The organism is Pseudomonas extremorientalis, from assembly GCF_024584605.1.
In the GTDB taxonomy this organism is placed as follows: Bacteria; Pseudomonadota; Gammaproteobacteria; order Pseudomonadales; family Pseudomonadaceae; genus Aquipseudomonas; species Aquipseudomonas extremorientalis.
Map to the genome: position 1 here is coordinate 1,936,629 of NZ_CP089519.1, position 18,181 is coordinate 1,954,809.

An 18,181-nucleotide genomic window follows, 5' to 3' on the forward strand; every position below is an offset into this window, starting at 1 on the left:
CGAGCATGAGCGACTCCGGCCGCGCCGATGCCCTGTTAGCCGATCTGCCCCGGGACGGCCGTGGCCGGCTCAAAGTCTTCCTTGGCGCCGCGCCGGGTGTGGGCAAGACCTACGCCATGCTCCAGGCCGCGCACACGCAACTGCGACAGGGCGTGAAGCTGATCGCCGGTGTGGTCGAAACCCACGGCCGTGCCGAGACCGAAGCCTTGCTCAGCGGCCTGCCGCAGCAACCGTTGCTGCGCAGCGAATACCGTGGCGTGATGCTCGAAGAAATGGACCTCGACGGCCTGCTCGCCGCCAAGCCCAAGCTGGTGCTGGTCGACGAATTGGCCCACAGCAACGCCCCCGGCAGCCGTCACGAAAAGCGCTGGCAAGACATCCAGGAACTGCTCGCTGCCGGCATCAACGTGTTTACCACGGTCAACGTCCAGCACCTGGAAAGCCTCAACGACCAGGTACGCGGCATCACCGGCGTGCAAGTGCGTGAAACCCTGCCGGACTGGGTGCTGCAAGAGGCCGACGAACTGCTGCTGATCGACCTGCCGTCCCGCGAGCTGCTGGAGCGCCTGCGCGACGGCAAGGTCTATGTGCCTGAGCAGGCGCGGGCGGCCATCGATGCGTTCTTCAGCCAGACCAACCTGATGGCCTTGCGCGAGTTGGCCATGCAAACCGCCGCCGCCCACGTCGATGACGATTTGGCCCAAGGCTATCGCCAGCTCGGCCAAGCCGCGCCGGCGGTGCGTGGGCGCTTGCTGGTCGGCGTGGATGGCGATGCCCAGGCCGAGCGCCTGGTGCGCCATGCCAGTCGGGTTGCCCAGCGCCGCCATTTGCCGTGGAGCCTGGTGCATATCGATAACGGTCGTGCGCGGGATGAGCAGTCGCGGCTGCGCCTGCAAAATGCCCAGCAGTTGGCCGAGCGATTGGGCGGCGAGGTGGTGTTGCTGCGCGCAGGGGAGGTGGCCAAGACGCTGATCCAGCACGCCGCCGAACGCCGTGCCAGCCTGCTGCTGGTGGGGCAGTCGCGGATGCGTTGGCGCCGTCGCTTGTTCGGCGGCGGCCTGGCGGCGCGTTTGTTGCGTAATGCGCGAGGTTTGGAAATCAACGTCCTCGACAGCGATGATATTCCGGCGCCGCCGCGCTTGCCGGATGTACGCGGGCTAGTGTGGTTCGACTACGCACTGGCGGTTTTGGCCACGGTGGTCGCGGCGGCGGTGGCCTGGGCGGTGTCCAGCGCCTTGCCGCTGCCGAACATCTCTCTGGTGTTCCTGGCGGCGGTATTGCTGGTGGCAGTGCGTAGCAGCCTGGGGCCGTCGCTGGTGTGTGCGGCGTTGTCGTTCCTGACCTATGATTTCCTGTTTATCCCGCCGAATTTTTCCTTCGCCATCCAGCGTGAAGAAGACGTACTGACCCTGTTGTTCTTCCTGTTGATGGCGGCGCTGACCGGCAACCTGGCTGCGCGCCAGCGCCGCCAGTTGCAGGCGTTGCGCGACACCCAGGAAGAAACCAGCGAGCTGCTCGACCTGTCGCGCAAACTCACGGCCGCCACCGATCGCCAGGCGGTGATCAGTGCTGCCGCACATCACCTGGAAGGCTGGAGCGACCTGGACCTGTGCCTGGTCAATCGTGATGGCCAAGGCGGTTGGACAATCGAGACCGGCGGCCCGCTGACGCTTACCGAAGCCGAGCGTGCCGCCGCCGATTGGGCTTGGCAACATGACCAACCAGCGGGCATGGGCACCGGGACCCTGCCGTTCGGGCGTTGGTGGTGGTGGCCGTTGTCGGGCGAAGAAGGCCCGCTGGGTTTGCTGGGGGTCAGCCCCAAACCGGGCCTGGAATTGAGTGGCCAACGCCGTCGCCTGCTCACCGCCTTGAGCCAGCCATTGGCCCAGGCGCTGGCGCGGGCGCAACTGGCCCAGGAGTTGGAGTCTGCAAGGTTGCACGGCGAAACCGAGCAACTGCGCAGCGCCTTGCTGGCGTCGGTGTCCCATGATTTGCGCACGCCGCTGACCTCCATGCGTGGCAGCATCGACAGCTTGCTGGCACTCGGTGAAGCGATCCCGCTGGAGGATCGTCGCGAATTGCTTGAAGGCACTCGCGATGAGGCTGAGCGTCTTGACCGTTACATTCAGAACCTGCTGGACATGACCCGCCTCGGCCACGGTGCGTTGAAGCTGGCGCGGGATTGGGTGTCGCCGGGTGATATCGTCGGCAGCGCCCTCGGCCGTCTGCGTGCAGTGCTGGCGCCGTTGCAGGTGAGTACCGACGTACCGCCCGAGTTGCCATTGTTGTATGTGCATGCCGCGTTGATCGAGCAGGCGTTGGTGAATGTGCTGGAAAACGCCGCGCGTTTTTCGCCGCCGCAAGGGCGTTTGCAACTGAGCGCCGGCGTTGCCGATAACCAGCTGTTCTTCGCCGTGGCCGACGAAGGCCCCGGCATTCCCGAGGATGAGCGCGCAAAGATCTTCGATATGTTCTACACCGCAGCGCGCGGTGATCGAGGCGGGCAGGGCACGGGCCTGGGCCTCGCAATCTGCCAGGGCATGGTCGGCGCCCACGGTGGGCATATCAGCGTGGCCGACGGCATTGACGGGCGTGGCACCTGCATCACCTTGTTCCTGCCTTTACCGACACAGCCTGGCCTGGAGCGCGAGGCATGAGCTACCCTGTTTTCTTCACGGATTTTGATTGGAAGCCATGAGCCAGACCGCGACGATTTTGGTCATTGATGACGAACCGCAGATCCGCAAATTCCTGCGCATCAGCCTGGCCTCCCAGGGCTACAAAGTGATCGAAGCCGGTACCGGCAACGAAGGCCTGGCCCAGGCAGCGTTGAACAAGCCGGACCTCCTGGTCCTCGATCTTGGCCTGCCCGACATGGACGGCCAGCAGGTGCTGCGTGAATTTCGCGAGTGGTCGACGGTGCCGGTGCTGGTGCTGTCGGTGCGGGCCAGCGAGGGGCAAAAGGTCGAGGCCCTGGATGGCGGTGCGAATGACTATGTGACCAAACCCTTTGGCATCCAGGAGTTTCTCGCCCGGGTGCGTGCATTGCTACGCCAGGCGCCAGCGGGGGAAGCCCAGGAAGCAGCCTTGCGTTTTGGCCCGCTGACGGTGGACCTGGCCTATCGCCGGGTGCTGCTGGACGGCGCTGAAGTAGCGCTGACGCGCAAGGAGTACGCGGTGCTGGCGCAACTGGCACGGCACCCTGGGCGGGTGATTACCCAGCAGCAATTGCTCAAGGATATCTGGGGGCCGACCCATACCGAGGACAGCCACTACCTGCGCATCGTCGTGGGACACCTGCGCCAGAAGCTGGCGGATGACCCGACCCAGCCACGGTTTATCGTGACCGAGGCAGGGGTGGGGTATCGGTTGTTGGGCGGATAGATCTCAGGTGCTTCTCTGTGGCAAGCGGGCTTGTTGTGGCGAGCGGGCTTGTCCGGCGTTGGGCTGCGAAGCAGCCCCAAAGCCAGCCCCTCAGGAGTGCCTGACGCTCCGGCTGCTTATTGATGAGGGCCGCTGCGCAGCCCAACGCCGGACAAGCCCGCTCGCCACAACGGCGTTAGTGACGCGCCTGTTTCAGCGTTGCTCACTTTCATAGCGATCCAACGTATCACTGGCAATTTCCCGCCCCAGGGCGATTAATTCCGGCGCTTTGTAGAACTCGAAAAACCGGCACACCCGCTTCGGCACGTTGATCAGCACGTCGGGCGGGTAGCCGGCGATCTTGTACTGCGCCAGCGACGTCTGCATCACCTCGAAGCTCTGGTTGATCAGGTCCAGCAGCGAAGCCGGGCCGACGTTATCAATGATGAACGACCCGGTTGCCGACTTCGGTGCGCCGGGCTTTTCCGGTGCCGCGGCGGGTTGTTGGGATTCCGGCTCGGCAGATTCCAGCCACGGGTTGATCTCCGCCGCCTGCGCTTCCAACGCCTCCTGCTCGAGTTTCATCAGTTGTTCGGCCTGCTTGCGGCGAAAGGGCAGGTGCGAACCGAGTGATCTCGCCAGGTTGTTGAAGCGGCTCTTGAACGCGGGCGGGCGTTGGATCACCGGCAACTGGTAGTGCTTCTGATTGGTGGCGTTGAGGTTGACCGCGATGATCAAGTCACAGTGGCTCGACACCACCGGCACGATGGGCAGCGGGTTGAGCAGGCCGCCGTCCACGAGCATGCGGTTGCCTTGCATCACCGGGGTGAACAGGCTGGGAATCGCCGCCGAGGCGCGCATGGCCTGGTGCAGGCAGCCTTCCTGAAACCAGATTTCCTGCTGGTTGGTAAGGTCGGTGGCGACTGCGGTGTAGGGGATGCGCAGTTCTTCGATATTGATCTCGCCGACGATCTTGCGGATCTGCCCGAAGACTTTCTCGCCACGAATGGCGCCCAGGCGGAAGCTCACATCGACCAGGCGCAACACGTCGAGGTAGTCGAGGCTTTCAATCCAGTTTCGATACTCATCCAGCTTGCCAGCGGCGTAAATGCCGCCCACTACCGCTCCCATTGAACAGCCGGCGATACAGGCGATGTCGTAGCCGCGCCGCTCGATTTCCTCGATCACCCCGATATGGGCGTAGCCCCGGGCTCCACCGGAACCCAGCACCAAGGCAACACGTTTCTTCATGGTCCATGTCCTCCCCAAGGCAGGTGCCCACAATGCACCCATGGGAGGCCGGCTTCAATATTCGTGGTGGCCTGCAATATTTTTCCAGGATAGCGCTGCTGCTCGGGTATGCTCTGGTCAATAGGTACTATCGATTTCAGGCTAAGGACAGGCACTTTTCCCTGTAGGCAACGTCTACAACGTACGACTGTTTTTTCTTTTTGAGGTGTCATTGATGAAAGCCTGGATGTGTGTGCCTGTGATCGTGTTGGCCCTGGCTGGTTGCGCCGGGAAAACCGCCTACCGCGACAGTTGCGGCAGCCAGTTGGACGCCGCCTGGAAAGAACTTGACCTGGCCAAGGCTGAAGGCTTTGCCGGCACCGTGAGCTACTCTAAGGCACTGTCTTTGTTGACAGGCGCCAAGACCCAGCAGCAATTTGAAGCGTTTGAAGGCTGCTCCAACAAGGCCGAGAAAGCGCGGTTCTATATTCGTGAGTCTCGCGCCGGGCGTTGACCTGTAGCAGCGAGTAGGATTTCTCATCAGGTAGTGGGTGCAGGATGTCAGCTTTGGTCGATCAGTTAGTCGCTCAGGTCATTGGCCTGGAAGTAGGGTTACTGAGCTGCCAGGCTCGCCTTGCCGCCGTCACCGACGATGAAGCCCTGCATGACCTGCGCACCACTGTGCGTCGTCTGCGCAGCCTGTTGCGCCCCTTGCGCGGCTTGCCAGGGGTGGAGCAGCTTGAATTGGCGGCCAGCACCGTCGGCCAATTGACTACGCCGCTACGCGACCGCGAGGTGCTGGCGGCGTATTTGCACCTGCACGGCCATCATGAGGCCGCAAACCGACGACTGCGCCTGCAACCCCAGGCCTATCGTCAGGTGGCGCAAAGCCCGGAACTTGCGCACTTGCTGCTGATCCTCGACGCTTTTCCGCGTTTCATCCGTGCTTCTGAGCACCAGAAGTTGCTCAAAGGCCTGCGCCCACGCATCGAAAAGCGTCTGGCCAAGCAATGGCAGGCACTCGATAAGGCCTTGAAGGATCCGGGCCATGATCGCCATCGCCTCCGCTTGCTGATCAAGCGCGTGCGCTACGCCGCCGAGGCCTATCCCGAGTTGGACAAATTGCCCGCCAACGCCATGTCGCACCTGAAAAAAGCCCAGGGCGCCCTGGGGGATTGGCATGACTGCTGGCAGTGGTTGGCCCAGGCTGAACACCAGGCTGATCTGCAACCTTGTGTTGCCGTATGGCATCGCACCATGGCCAAGGCGGAAGGGCAGGCGGATCGAGTGCTGGATAAACTCAGCGCTGATTGTTTCTAAGCCGGTCCGGCTTTTGGCCGGAATAGGCGCTGTACCTGATTGGCCTGATGGTTAAGATCCCTCATCTGTTCCCTTTGATGTGAGACCGCCATGCGCTTTAGTGATTTGCTCGACGCCGCCCGCAGCAACCCGCTGGATGTCACCATCCCCGCCGAATGGGCCCAGGGCCGTGCGACCTTTGGTGGCCTGGTCGCCGCATTGCAATACGAAGCCCTGCGTGCCCAAGTGCCCGCGGATCGTCCTTTACGGTCGCTGGCAATCACCTTTGTTGGCCCGGTAGCGCCGGACGTCCCCGCCAGTTATCAAGTCGAAGTGCTGCGCGAAGGCAAAGCCGTCAGCCAATTGCTTGGCCGTGTGGTGCAGAACGGTGAAGTGGCGACACTGGTACAGGCCAGTTTCGGTGGGGCCCGTGAGTCGCAAATCGCGGTCGAAAGCGAAGCGCCGCCGGTGTTCAAGCACTGGGATGAGTGCCAGGAACTGCCTTATATCAAGGGCGTCACCCCGGAATTCATGCGCCACCTGGCGATGCGCTGGAGCGTCGGCGGCTTACCCTTTACCGGTAATAAATCCCGCGACATGGGCGGTTGGGTACGGTTGCGCGGCGATGTGAAGGAAGAGCCGCTGACGGAGGCGCATATCCTTGCCCTGGTCGACGCCTGGCCCCCTGCGTTGCTGCCGCACCTGAAAAAGCCGGCACCGGGCAGCACCCTGACCTGGACCATCGAATTCATCCAGCCGCTACAAAACCTCACGACCCTCGACTGGTGCCAGTATTACGTCAATATCGAGCACGCCCGCGACGGCTACGGCCATGCCGCCGCCGCCCTGTGGAGCCCGACCGGCGAACTCATCGCCATCAGCCGCCAGACCGTGGTGGTCTTCGCCTGATCTCAATGCCTGTGGCGCTGCCGCCAGGCGCGCCACCAGCCACCGCTCAACACAAAGCGCGGAAAGGTCACGAACTGCTCGACCACTAGGCGTTGGACCGCATCTTTACGATCACTGAACGGTTCACTGGCCTGGGCTTCCAGGCTATGACCATGACGCTGTAACGCCAGGCCAGCCAGGATACCGACCACACCGACGGCAAAACTGGCCAGGCTCAGGCTGAACACCCCGGATACAATCAACAGAAACCCAATGATGAACAGCGGCACGGCAATCAGGTGCAACGCCAGATTGGTCGGGTGCTGATGGTTCTGCGGGTAGTGACGCCATTGCCAGGCGGGGAGATTGGGGTGACGTTTGCCCATGATGATGAATCCTCTGTCCGTTGAAATAACTTGAACAGAGTTTAGGTGGGGGCGGGCGGGGCGGCGAATTGGGGCTGGCTATGGGGGTCATAGAGGGTAGTTTTCGGCATGTCCCCCCTTATGTCCAAATAACGCAGTCATGGTCGTCCATGTGTATCAGAAACGTGAGGTTGTTATCGGTTATCTGGAATGGATAACCGGTCGTCTCACCCAGAACCGCTGTAATATCTTTTGCATCATGGATTTTCTAAGCCCTGTATGCCGAATCGAACCCCACTAAAACCAGATTTCTTGACTAATCCTGTTCTGTATTTCCTGCCAGAAGTTAGAGCCGTATTCTGTGCTTTTTCGTTCAATTCGATTGGTTCGGGTACATCGCTTTCTGACTTGAAAAGACTCCACGCCAGATTGTTAATCGAAGTCGTGAGTTCTGCCGATTCAATTTTCTGGCGCGTATATTTAAAGTTTCGAATGAGTTGTCTATATTTTTTCGAGATGATGGATTAGGTGGCGCCGCCTAGCCGCATTTATGGGGAGGTATATACTGGTTTTGGTTATTTGAAGTAATAGTCGTCCGGATCGTTGATGTAAACGGTTGGTCCGCTGAGTGAAATAAATTTTGCGTTGAACTCTATGTGTGCATTATCGCTGGTGGCTTCAAAAGTAAAGTGGTCCATTTTCTTATTGATTTTTACGGTAAATACCTCGTGTGCGGGGATGTTAAAGACTTTCAGATTTTTAATGTCGTTGCAGGTTATTCCAAGTCTGCACATGTTATACCCTTTGTTTTTCCATTTTTCTGGTAGTTTGTCTGGAAATTCGGAGATGTCGAATCCTATTCCAATACAAGGCTGATCATTTTCTACCCTTAATGAGGAAATGGCTATTTTTCCAATCTCAACAGGAAGGCTGAAGACTTTGCTAAGAAATATACTCCCCTCTAACTCGTTCCAGTATTTCATTTTTTATTTCCTGAATGGATAGTGTTTTTTTGCGCCTTCAAGATAACCTTTTCGAGGTTTTTCGATTGGTCTCAAATTAAAGTGCGATGAATGGTCTCCAATTCCATCTACGCTACCGTATTTATGGCCTGCTGAGTGGTCTTGGATAAGGATTTTCGAGCCGTTTGCTCTTGTGAATTGATAGACTTTTGTGTTTATGGGTTTGCCGTTTTCATCCAGAACTGTTTTCCTATTCTTGTCTGTCATTTTTTCAGTCGTGTATTGTTTGGCCTTTCCTATGTCTGGGTCTACTACCATATCTGGGGCCTGAACCATCGGTATCCCAGCATCTCTTTTCGCTTGTCTGAAAGCGCCTCTGCGAGAAACATCAGGTGTTTCCGGTTCATTCTGTGTTTTACAGGCTGGCTGTTGTATCCCTTTCGGCGGACAATTGGCGCTCAGCCCTGTCGCATCCACCCATCCCGTGGGATTAGGCACGTACTGGTACGCATTGATCCCACCCGCCAGCTTCACTGGATCCGGCGTCAGGTAACGACCAACATCCGGATTGTAGTAGCGATGGCGGTTGTAGTGCAGTCCGCTTTCCTGATCGAAATACTGACCCTGGAAGCGCAACGGGTTGTCGACTTTTCCGATGTCGAGTCGGGTGATTTCCCCGTAGGCACGGTAATGCGCCGACCAGACGATTTCGCCATCCGGGGCGGTGAGTTCTTGCGGGGTGCCCAAGTGGTCGAGCTGGTAGTGGTAGGCCTTGGTTTCCTTGGGGCCGAAGCCTTCCAGCAAGGCTAGCGGACGGAAGCTGTCCGGCTCGTACAGGTAGCTGCGATGCCGATCCGCATGGTGTTCGGCAATCAGCTTGTCGCCTTGCCAGAAGAACTCGGTGGTGATGCCGTCGACGGTTTTGCTGATACGCCGCCCAAACGGGTCGTAGCAGTAACTGGCGGTCTGGCCGTTGGGCGTTTTAATACCGATCAGGCGGTGCTGGCAGTCGTAGCGGTACTCGGTGACGAGTTGATGGCCCTTACCGCGTCGTTCGCGGATGAGGTTGCCGAAGGCGTCGTAGTCGTAATGGTGGTCGCCCTGGATCATCAGGCGGTTGCCAGCGACGATGTCGGGGCCGGGGCGGTTTTGCATGAGCAGGTTGCCGGCGGGGTCGTGGCCGAAGCGTTCCTGCTCGCCTTGGGTGTGGTCGGCGCGGGTGAGGCGGTTGAGTGGGTCGTAGTGGTAGCGGTGTTCACCTTTGCGGGTGTCGAGCAGTCGGGTGAGGTTGCCGGTTTTGTCGTAGTCGTAGTGGCGGCGGTATAGCGGGCCTTCGGCATCAACGATGCTTTGGTTGAACAGGCGGCCCTGGTGGTCGTGTTGGTAGTGGCTGAGCAATTGGCCTTGTTGGCGTTGCTGTTCGCGGCCGGCCTTGAACAGGTGTGAGGTGAGAACGGCGCCATTCAGTTCGACGGTGGCGAGGTGGCCGCCTTTGTCGTGAGTGAAGGTGAGGCGGTTGTTGTCCGGCAGGCGCAGGTTTTGCAGGTGGCCGCAGGCGTCGTAGCCGTAGCGCAGGGTGCCCCAGCCTTGGTGTTCGGCAGTGAGGCGGTTTTGGCTGTCGTACTCGTAGGCCAGTGACCAGTGGCCGTCTTCGACGCCTAAGAGATTGCCCTGGCGGTCGTAGGTGTAATCGACGGTATTGCCATCGGGCAGGATTTTTCTGATCAGGCGTCCGGCATGATCGCGCTGGTAACGGGTAACCAGCTGACTGCCGTCATCGCCGTGTTCGGTCTTTTCCTGAAGGTTGCCGTTGAGGTCGTATACGTACGCCGTGCGCTGACCGTCAAAGCCAATTTCCTGTTGGATCAGGCCGCTGTTGTGGTACTGGAGCTGGTAGGTCTCGCCCACCTCGTTTTCGATCTCGGTCAGCAGTAACCGCGCGTTGTCGTAGCGGTACTTGACCTGTGTGCCATCGGCATTGATGCGGCGGCTGATCAGGTGCAGGCCGTCGGTGTATTCGTAGCGGGTGACGTGCCCCTGTTCATCGCGTTCGGCGATGATTTTTCCGTAAGCGTTGTAGGTATATTTACGCGTGTCGCCGCTCGGCAAGACGACCTGGACTAACCGCCCAACGTCGTCCCACTGGTACTGGGTCAGCGCGCCATGCTCATCCTCCCGCGCAATCTGTCGCCCAAGGTCGTCATAGCGATAACGCTTGATCCCACCATTGGGCAACTGCTCCTCAAGCAACTGCCCACGCTCGTTCCACACCAGCCGCTGACAGCTGTGGTCCGGGTACCAAACCCCAATCAGCTGTCCGTATTTGTTGTAGGTGTAATCGGTAACGTGACCGTCTGGATCGGTCTTGCGCGTTACATCGCCTTGGTCGTTGCGCTCATACTTCCAAACCGCCTGACCCCGCCTTACAACGCGTACGAAGCCGTTATCATGCTCGTAGGTCGTCGGCTCATCGTCCCCCGGAAACACCGCCACCAAGCGCCCGGCTTCGTCGTACTGATACGCCGTGATCGCCCCGAGCGGGTCCTGCTCAACCGTCAGCCGGCCTCTGTCATCGTAGGATTTAAAGTGCTCGGCCCCATCCGGATTCACTCGCTGCACCAGCCGCGCCCGCTGGTCATGCACGTAGACTTCCTGGCTGCCATCGGCGTTAAACACCGTGACCTGGCCGTTGTCATCCCAGGCATAACGCGTGTCCATCTGCGAGAAACTGGCCCAATGCCGGACACACCGCGCCGCCTTGCCAGACCGTTCCCACTCCCAGAAGAAACTCGCCCCACCGGCCAAGCCGCGCTCAAGAATGACGTGCTGTTCGTCGTAGCGATAAACCTCGCTTTCACCGACGGCATTGGTCGCTGAAACCAGTCGTCCCAGGTCGTCATAGGCGTAGGAAACAACCGTCTGCTCCGTCACCCACACAAACGGACCGTCATCCACAACGCGATGAATCTGGTAATCCACCGCCACGATCCGGCCCGACACATAGCGCAACCACAACGAGCGCCCGACGCCGTTATCCACCCGCTCAACACGGCCCAGAAAGTCTCGGGTAATGCGCAGCCGGTTGTCATACGCGTCGCTGATCGCTGTCAGCACACCGTCGCGGAAGTGGTAGAAACGTGATGCCTGGGCCAGCACCAGTTCATCAGGCGACGAACCCAGATAGATTGCGGCTTCGGCCAGGCTGTTGGTGATTGCGGGGCGAGAAGTAGACGGCAAGGGCAGGGTGGTGGAGCGGTTTTCATGATCGGTCCAAAGCACCGAATCCCCGGAAACACTCAGCCGATGCGCCAGCGCGTGACTCCAGCCAAACCCCAGCCCGACATCCACTTCTACGGCACTGGTGCGATACAACCGCGTCCACTCAAACGGCAAGATCCCGTCCAGCGTCCCATCGGTGAGGGTCAGGAGTTCCTCGCCGGTGACCATCGACACCGGGCAGCCGTTGGTGGCGGTCTTGTCCGAAGATGCCGCCGCATCCCCATTCGGGTTGCGAGCAGAAACCGGCACATCATCCACGGTCTCCTGCCGCACCAACGCCGTTCGCTGGGACTTGTTGCGCACCACCGGCACCGCGTTGGAAACCACCTGATCCCCGGCCTTCAACGGTGCATCCGGAATCACCCGGATCGGCGTCGCGGAGCTACCCAGCAGCAACGGCCTGGCCGCCTCGACATGGCCCTCTAGACGAGGTCCAACCATCTGGTCCGCCAGCATTTGCAGCCATTTACGCACGCGCTCGGACTTGATGTGCCCCAGCACCTGCATACCCAAACGAAGCTGAACCCCCATGCCTCGCGTGGCCCAGATCAGAAACAGATTGATCAGCACCTCGCCGGTCATCTCGCCCAGCAGCTCGTACATCTGCGGCGGCGGCAGCATGCGTACCCAGGCAACCAGGGCCGACAGATAGATAAACATCAGCGGCTCATCGCTGAGCACAAGCAGGCCCTGGGCAATGGTGTCCTTGCCCAGTTTCAACAGTTCATCCAGTTCGGCCTGGGAGACGTACTGCAGCAGTTTCTGGCTATTGCTCTTGAGGTCCGCCAGCAGGTCGTACAGTTGTGTGAAGTTGTCCCACAGGTTGTAGAGCGCCTTGGCCATGCCGCTGGAAAACGCCATGCCCTGCATCGCACTGCGTTCCAAGGATATGGCGTTGGCAAGGTCGCTCCATTGCGGCTTGAAGGTCTTCGCCCACTCATCACGCAGGCCCATTTCCAGCTCTGCGATCACCGACTGATAAGACGCATACAGCGCCTTGATGTGATCCTTGGAAACGTTGGGATAGAGGGTGATCTGGTAGCGCTGATCGCGGGTGCAGTCGCTGACTTCAAGCATGCCGCTGGGGCCGATGGTGTGATGGATCGGCGAACCCATTGGGCTGCCGTCAGGCGCAATCGCTTGCAGCATCACCGGCGTATTGCCGATAGGCACAAACCGCGTGCTCTCGAACATATGCACCAGGGTCAACGCACCCTGGGCCTTACAGGTGGCAACCGTGCGATTCGGTTTCTTGGAGGACGCCGGAGCGACGAGGGAAACCTCGTCGCCGACCTTGAACACCTGCTCGACTTCCAGCGCCGAGCCGCTCCAGAAGCTTTCGGCCCACTCGTCAAACGTGTTGAGGCATTCACGCAAGTCACGCAGGACGCCTTCAACGTCCGGCGCCTTGGCATCCATGGGCGCCAGGATGAACCGGGCAATAACTGGAGTCATGAGGCAGCCCCATTGAGTGGGGCACGGCTGGAGAAGTGCATCGGCGGTCCCTCGCGCTGATTGAACAGGCGAGAGACTTTGAAGAGGTTGCCAGGGAAAAGAAGTCGGCGTTATTCGCCGGGAGGGTTAGGACGTTTCGCCAAAACCTCGGGCAAACCGAGGCTTTGTTGTAGGCAGAGGATTACGGGTTGAGCAGTCCTACAGTTTCAACTGCCCAATCGCCTTGCTCAGCTCCCCGGCCAAGGTTGCCAGTTCATTACTGGTCGTCGCCGAATCCACGGTTTGCTGCACCGTGTTCTCGGTCACATCCCGAATGCTCACCACCGCACGGTTCATCTCTTCGGCGACGTGGCTTTGCTGCTCGGCAGCGACGGCGATCTGGGTGTTGCTTTCACGCATCTGCGCCACGGCACTGGTGATTTCGGCGAGGGCCGCGCCGGCTTCCTGGGCTTGCTGCACGCAGTCGTCAGCCTTGAACGAGCTTTCCTGCATGAAGTCCACCGCGTCGCGGGTGCCGGCCTGCAGCGCCGAGACCATGCGGGTGATTTCGTCGGTGGAGCTTTGTACGCGTTTGGCCAGGTTGCGCACTTCGTCGGCAACCACGGCAAAACCCCGGCCCATTTCCCCGGCGCGGGCGGCTTCGATGGCGGCGTTGAGGGCGAGCAGGTTGGTTTGCTCGGCGATGCTATGGATCACGCTGACCACGCCATTGATTTTCTGACTGTCCTCGGCGAGCTTCTGGATCATCTCGGCGGTCTGCTGCACGCCCGTGGAGAGGCCGGCAATCGAGCGTTGTACGCGGGTGACCACTTCCTGGCCGCTGCCCGCCAGGGTGTCGGCGGTCTGGGACAGGTCGCGGGTGGCGCCGGCGTGCTGGGCGATGTGGTAGACGGTGGCGGTCATTTCGTTGATGGCAGTGGCGGCCTGGTCGGTTTCGCTTTGCTGGCCGAGCATGCCGTGCTGCACGTCGTTCATACTGCTGGCCAACCGTGCGGCGCCATCGTCGAGTTGCTGGGCGGTGCGTGCCACGGTGTTGACGACGCGCTGGTAGCCCGCTTGCATGGCGTTGAAGGCGCTGGCCATCTGGCCAACTTCATCCTTGCAGGCCAACGGCACGCGGGCCGAAAGGTCGCCGGTTTTCTCTACGTGCAGCATCACGTCTTTCAGGGTGTTGAGTTGGCTGAGCAGGAAGCGGATCAGCAGTTGCGAGGCGCCGAGCATCGCCAGCATCAGGATCAGGACCGCCACTGCATAGTTGGCGAAGCGTTCTTCGAACACCTGGCTCAGGCTTGGCGCGTAGGCAAGCACGGCGACGTATTGACCGTCAGGGCGGGCGATGACTTCGGCACCCATCAGCGGGTTTTCGCCGAACCACGGCATGTGATTGAGTTCGACCCAGCCCAGGTTGCTGCCAAGGGCTGACAGATCCTGCTCCGCCAGTTGTGGGACCTGGCCGCGCTTGAACGTCAGCCAGTGCTCGCCCTTGGGCAATGCTTCGCCAGTCGGCCACGCATTGAACAAGTGTGCCTGGGCCTGCGCCGAAGCCCGGGATGCATCGCTGCGGGACTGTTGTTCAAGCTGCACGGCATAGAGCACCAGCAGCAGGGTGGTAATGAAGGCGACCGCATTGACGGCCCAGAATTTGTACTTCAGCGAGATATTGCTAAGCCAGGCACCCATGGAAGGTTTTCTCTGATAGCGGAAACAGCATTGGCAAGGTGCCATTATTGTGCCGCTATCCAGGAAAACGGTTTTGACATGGGTCAATGCGCCGCATCAATCCACGGCAGGCAGCCCAAAAAAGCGACGGGCGCAGGCCGTGCTGTGGCGTGCCAGGTCTTCCACGCTCTCGTTGCGGTGCAGGGCGACTTCGCGCAGCACTTCGGGTAGATACGCGGGCTCGTTGCGACCGTTTTTCGGCTTCGGACGCAAGGTGCGCGGTAGCAGGTAGGGCGCGTCGCTTTCCAGCATCAGGCGGCCATGGGGAATTTCCCTGACCAGGGGGTGCAGGTGTGTCCCACGGCGTTCGTCACAGATCCAGCCGGTGATGCCGATGTGCAAGTCGAGGTCGAGGTAGCTGAACAGCGCCTGTTGTTCGCCCGTGAAGCAGTGCACCACGGCGGCGGTGAGGTGGTCGCGGTAGTCCTTGAGGATATCCAACAGGCGCTGGTTGGCATCACGTTCGTGGAGGAATACCGGCAGTTTCAGCTCGATGGCCAGCACCAGGTGTTCTTCGAGGACTTTTTCCTGCTGCGGACGCGGTGAAAAATCCCGGTTGAAATCCAGCCCGCATTCTCCGACTGCGCGTACGCGGTTTTCTTTCAGCAACCCGCGCAAACGTGATGCGCTATCGCCGTTCCAGTCACTGGCGGAGTGGGGGTGGATACCCGCCGTGCTGAACAGGCGTTGGCTGCTTTCATCGAGTTTTTCGCACAGCGCCAGGGCCTGTTCGCTGCCCTCGATGCTGGTGCCGGTGAGTACTAATTGTTGCACGCCGGCAGCATAGGCACGCTCGAGCACGGCCTGGTGCTTCTCGTCGAAACTGGGGTTGGTCAGGTTGACGCCGATATCAATGAGTTGCATGGTGCTATCTCCGCCTGCGGCCGGAAAGCATATCAGAGCTGTAGATTTATAAGAAAAACGAAGAACTACAACGAGTTATAGCTGTCTTTGAACGTCGCAAGCGACATTGTGGTTGGCCCGCCGCCTTTCATCATGCCGCCGTTGCGTACCTTGCCAGCGCATAAAGCGCTCTGTTTCTGACCCCCACCGCCTCGTTTTTCGCGAGGGCGTTGGCCAGTATTCTTTCCGGAGAGCGGATGATCCGACCCTCGGCGTTGCTTATGTTGTGCCTGACGATGCTGCTGCCCATGGCGGCGGTTGCGCGTCTGGACGGGCCGCTGGAAGTGACCAAGCCCGGCAAGGTGCGTGATTTGGCGGAGATTCGTTCAAGCCGCACGTTGCGCGTATTGGTCAACCAGAGCCGTAACAGCTCCGGTGAGGTGCAAGGCCAGGCCATCGGTGTTGAATACCATCGCCTGCGCGCCTTCGAGCAGTACCTCAATGGCCATGCCCGTGATGGCCAGGAGATCAACCTCAAGATCATTCCCAAGGCCAAGGACCAGTTGCTTGGCGCACTGGCCCGTGGCGAAGGTGATTTGGTGGCGCCCGGTGAACTGCTCGATGTAAAAGCGGCGCACAAGATCAGTACCAGCGACCCGATTGCCAGCGATGTGCCGTTGTGGCTGGTGGGGGTTAAGGGCGAGCGGCGGTTTACCAAGTTGGAACAATTGTCCGGCCGCACCCTGGCGTTGACCACCGGTAGCGCCGCGGCGGATGCCATCAACCAGGTCAATCAAAAACTCGCGCTGCACAAGCAGCCGCCGGTGAAAGTGGAGTGGGTGGACCCGACCCTGGCCGTGGAAGATGTGCTGGAGATGGTCCAGGCCGGTATTTTCCACCTGACCATTGTCGAAAAGCCGATTGCCGAGCGCTGGTCGAAGATCCTGCCCAAGTTGCGTTTCGATAAGCAGGTGGCGATCAGCGAGCCGGGCGACGAATACTGGTTCGTGCGCCAGGATGCCTCGATGCTGCGGGCCAGCATTGATCGATTCCTCAAGACCTATCGAACCCCGTCCGATCAGGATGTGGCATTCCAGCGTATCTACCGTCGCCTTTACCAAGTGCGCAACCCATTGGCCCGCGTCGACCGACAGCGCCTGGAAAAACTGCGCCCGGTCTTGCAGAAACACGCCCGCGAGCAGGGCATGGACTGGTTGAACCTCGCCGCACTGGCCTTCAAGGAATCGGCGCTTGACCCTGGCGCGCGCAACAGCGGCGGCCCTACCGGCTTGATGCAGATCACGCCATCGGCGGCGCAACGCGTGGGGGTCAACAACATCGAAAGTCTCGACAGCAACGTGCAGGCCGGCGCGCGGTACCTGGCAATGATCCGTCGCAAGTTCTTCGCCAGCCCCAAGCTCAACGAGCGCGAACGCATGGCCTTTGTGCTGGCGGCTTACAACATGGGGCCGGAGCGGGTGCAGGGCATGCGTACTGAAGCCAAGCGGCGGGGGCTCAACCCCAACCAGTGGTTTTTCCAGGTTGAACGCATTGCCATGGAGCAGGTAGGGATGGGCGGCGTCAGCTATGTTAATAGCGTCAACAAGTATTTCTTGGCGTTCGATCGGGAGCGGGAGTCCCTGGAACCGCCAGCGCCGAAAATCGCTTCACGGAAGTAATCGATTTTATCGATATTAATCAGGCATTTTTTCGGCTTTTATCATTGCTTTAACTGATTAATATAGCGGCCAACCAACCCTACTTTGAAAAGGATCTGCACCATGAGCCCACTGATCAACCGCATTCTCTCCACTCGCGCCGGTTACGGCCTGACTATTCTGCGCATTGTGGTAGGCATCATCTTCGCCGCCCACGGTTCGCAAAAGCTTTTTGGCTGGTTTGGCGGCTACGGTCTGGCGGGCACCGCCCAGTGGATGGAAAGCATCGGCCTGGCGCCGGGTACGCTGATGGCGCTGCTGTCGGGCGGTACCGAGTTCTTTGCCGGCCTGGCGTTGATCATCGGTCTGCTGGTTCGTCCTGCGGCATTGGGCCTGACTTTCCTGTCGCTGGTGGCGATCTTCTCGGTGCACATCCATAACGGCCTGTTCATGGCCAACAACGGTTATGAGTTCGCCCTGGCCCTGCTCGGCGGCTCACTGGCGGTACTGCTGGAGGGTGCTGGCAAACTGTCCGCAGACCGCGCCATCGCCCACTGATTGGGCTGCAACACCTTGAATCGGCCCGCCCTGTGCGGGCCTTTTCGTTGCTCGGGATTCTTGACACCGCCCCACCGGCTTCTCTAGGATGCCGCTCATGCGCCGATTTAAACAGCTAATTGCGGGGCGCCATGGGTGATCGTCATCGGTCCCGACAGAAGCGTGTTTCATGCTTCGAAATTCCGCTAAAGCGCTGGTTCGGTGTTGCCTCTCACCTGCCCGCAGACTTTTGAGGCAGAGACACGACACGATGAATGCATTACGCCCCCTGATACGCTTGGCCCCGATTACTGCGGACCTCACTCAACGCAACCCGAAAATTCTTCTTGGCGGCAAACACCAGCCCACGCTATTGCGTTACCTGGATGGTTGGCCGCGTCGCACTGGCCGACCTTCGGCGTTCCTGATCCAGTTTGTTGAAGATGGCGATTCACTTGCGCGTTTTGCCAGTGACAGCTTTGACCTGGCGGTTATCCAGGCCCCGAGTGCCAACAATGCCACCGAAGTCATCCGCCAATTGACCCGTATCGCACGACAGGGGCTGATAGCCCGTCGCTGAACA

14 protein-coding genes are annotated in these 18,181 nt (G+C 60.0%); 8 read left to right on the forward strand and 6 right to left on the reverse strand.

The genetic code is table 11. The features are described from left to right. The first annotated feature begins 5 nt into the window (after positions 1-5). The gene (locus LUU92_RS08720) at positions 6-2,657 is read left to right on the forward strand and encodes a DUF4118 domain-containing protein (protein WP_257103469.1); all 2,652 of its coding nucleotides are present in this window, start codon (positions 6-8) and stop codon (positions 2,655-2,657) included. 37 nt (positions 2,658-2,694) lie between these two features. After that, positions 2,695-3,384: a response regulator gene (locus LUU92_RS08725; protein ID WP_071490041.1), complete on the forward strand. Its 690-nt coding sequence runs from the start codon at positions 2,695-2,697 to the stop codon at positions 3,382-3,384. 192 nt (positions 3,385-3,576) lie between these two features. On the opposite strand, the gene LUU92_RS08730 is transcribed toward LUU92_RS08725, so the two are convergent. Next, the gene (locus tag LUU92_RS08730; RefSeq protein ID WP_058424475.1) at positions 3,577-4,614 is read right to left on the reverse strand and encodes a patatin-like phospholipase family protein; all 1,038 of its coding nucleotides are present in this window, start codon (positions 4,612-4,614) and stop codon (positions 3,577-3,579) included. A gap of 214 nt (positions 4,615-4,828) precedes the next feature. On the opposite strand from LUU92_RS08730, the gene LUU92_RS08735 reads away from it, so the two are divergent. The 3 genes from LUU92_RS08735 (at position 4,829) to LUU92_RS08745 (ending at position 6,801) form a co-directional block, all read left to right on the forward strand. Next, complete coding sequence (locus LUU92_RS08735) at positions 4,829-5,107, forward strand: hypothetical protein (protein WP_012722962.1); 279 nt, start codon at positions 4,829-4,831, stop codon at positions 5,105-5,107. A 44-nt stretch (positions 5,108-5,151) separates the two neighbouring features. Then, a complete protein-coding gene (locus LUU92_RS08740; RefSeq protein WP_257103470.1) occupies positions 5,152-5,913 on the forward strand; it encodes a CHAD domain-containing protein in 762 nt (253 codons plus the stop codon). A gap of 90 nt (positions 5,914-6,003) precedes the next feature. Next, the gene (locus LUU92_RS08745) at positions 6,004-6,801 is read left to right on the forward strand and encodes an acyl-CoA thioesterase (RefSeq protein WP_257103471.1); all 798 of its coding nucleotides are present in this window, start codon (positions 6,004-6,006) and stop codon (positions 6,799-6,801) included. A 2-nt stretch (positions 6,802-6,803) separates the two neighbouring features. Here LUU92_RS08745 and LUU92_RS08750 read toward each other — a convergent pair whose 3' ends face one another. The 5 genes from LUU92_RS08750 to LUU92_RS08770 all read right to left on the reverse strand — a co-directional run bounded on the left by LUU92_RS08750 (position 6,804) and on the right by LUU92_RS08770 (position 15,424). Continuing rightward, a complete protein-coding gene (locus tag LUU92_RS08750) occupies positions 6,804-7,166 on the reverse strand; it encodes an Mpo1-like protein (RefSeq protein ID WP_058424472.1) in 363 nt (120 codons plus the stop codon). A 554-nt stretch (positions 7,167-7,720) separates the two neighbouring features. Beyond that, complete coding sequence (locus tag LUU92_RS08755; RefSeq protein WP_092247633.1) at positions 7,721-8,128, reverse strand: Imm50 family immunity protein; 408 nt, start codon at positions 8,126-8,128, stop codon at positions 7,721-7,723. A 3-nt stretch (positions 8,129-8,131) separates the two neighbouring features. After that, complete coding sequence (locus LUU92_RS08760) at positions 8,132-12,841, reverse strand: RHS repeat-associated core domain-containing protein (RefSeq protein ID WP_257103472.1); 4,710 nt, start codon at positions 12,839-12,841, stop codon at positions 8,132-8,134. Between the two features lie 198 nt (positions 12,842-13,039). After that, positions 13,040-14,521, reverse strand: a complete 1,482-nt coding sequence (locus tag LUU92_RS08765; RefSeq protein ID WP_058427988.1) for a methyl-accepting chemotaxis protein — start codon at positions 14,519-14,521, stop codon at positions 13,040-13,042. A gap of 96 nt (positions 14,522-14,617) precedes the next feature. After that, positions 14,618-15,424: a TatD family hydrolase gene (locus LUU92_RS08770; protein WP_257103473.1), complete on the reverse strand. Its 807-nt coding sequence runs from the start codon at positions 15,422-15,424 to the stop codon at positions 14,618-14,620. 236 nt (positions 15,425-15,660) lie between these two features. Between LUU92_RS08770 and LUU92_RS08775 the strand changes: the two genes are divergently transcribed. The 3 genes from LUU92_RS08775 (at position 15,661) to LUU92_RS08785 (ending at position 18,178) form a co-directional block, all read left to right on the forward strand. Further along, entirely contained in the window at positions 15,661-17,082 is a 1,422-nt protein-coding gene (locus LUU92_RS08775; protein ID WP_058427986.1) for an MltF family protein, read from the forward strand. A gap of 102 nt (positions 17,083-17,184) precedes the next feature. Continuing rightward, entirely contained in the window at positions 17,185-17,619 is a 435-nt protein-coding gene (locus LUU92_RS08780) for a DoxX family protein (RefSeq protein WP_071488540.1), read from the forward strand. A gap of 250 nt (positions 17,620-17,869) precedes the next feature. Beyond that, a complete protein-coding gene (locus tag LUU92_RS08785) occupies positions 17,870-18,178 on the forward strand; it encodes a hypothetical protein (RefSeq protein WP_071488539.1) in 309 nt (102 codons plus the stop codon). Positions 18,179-18,181: the final 3 nt, after the last annotated feature.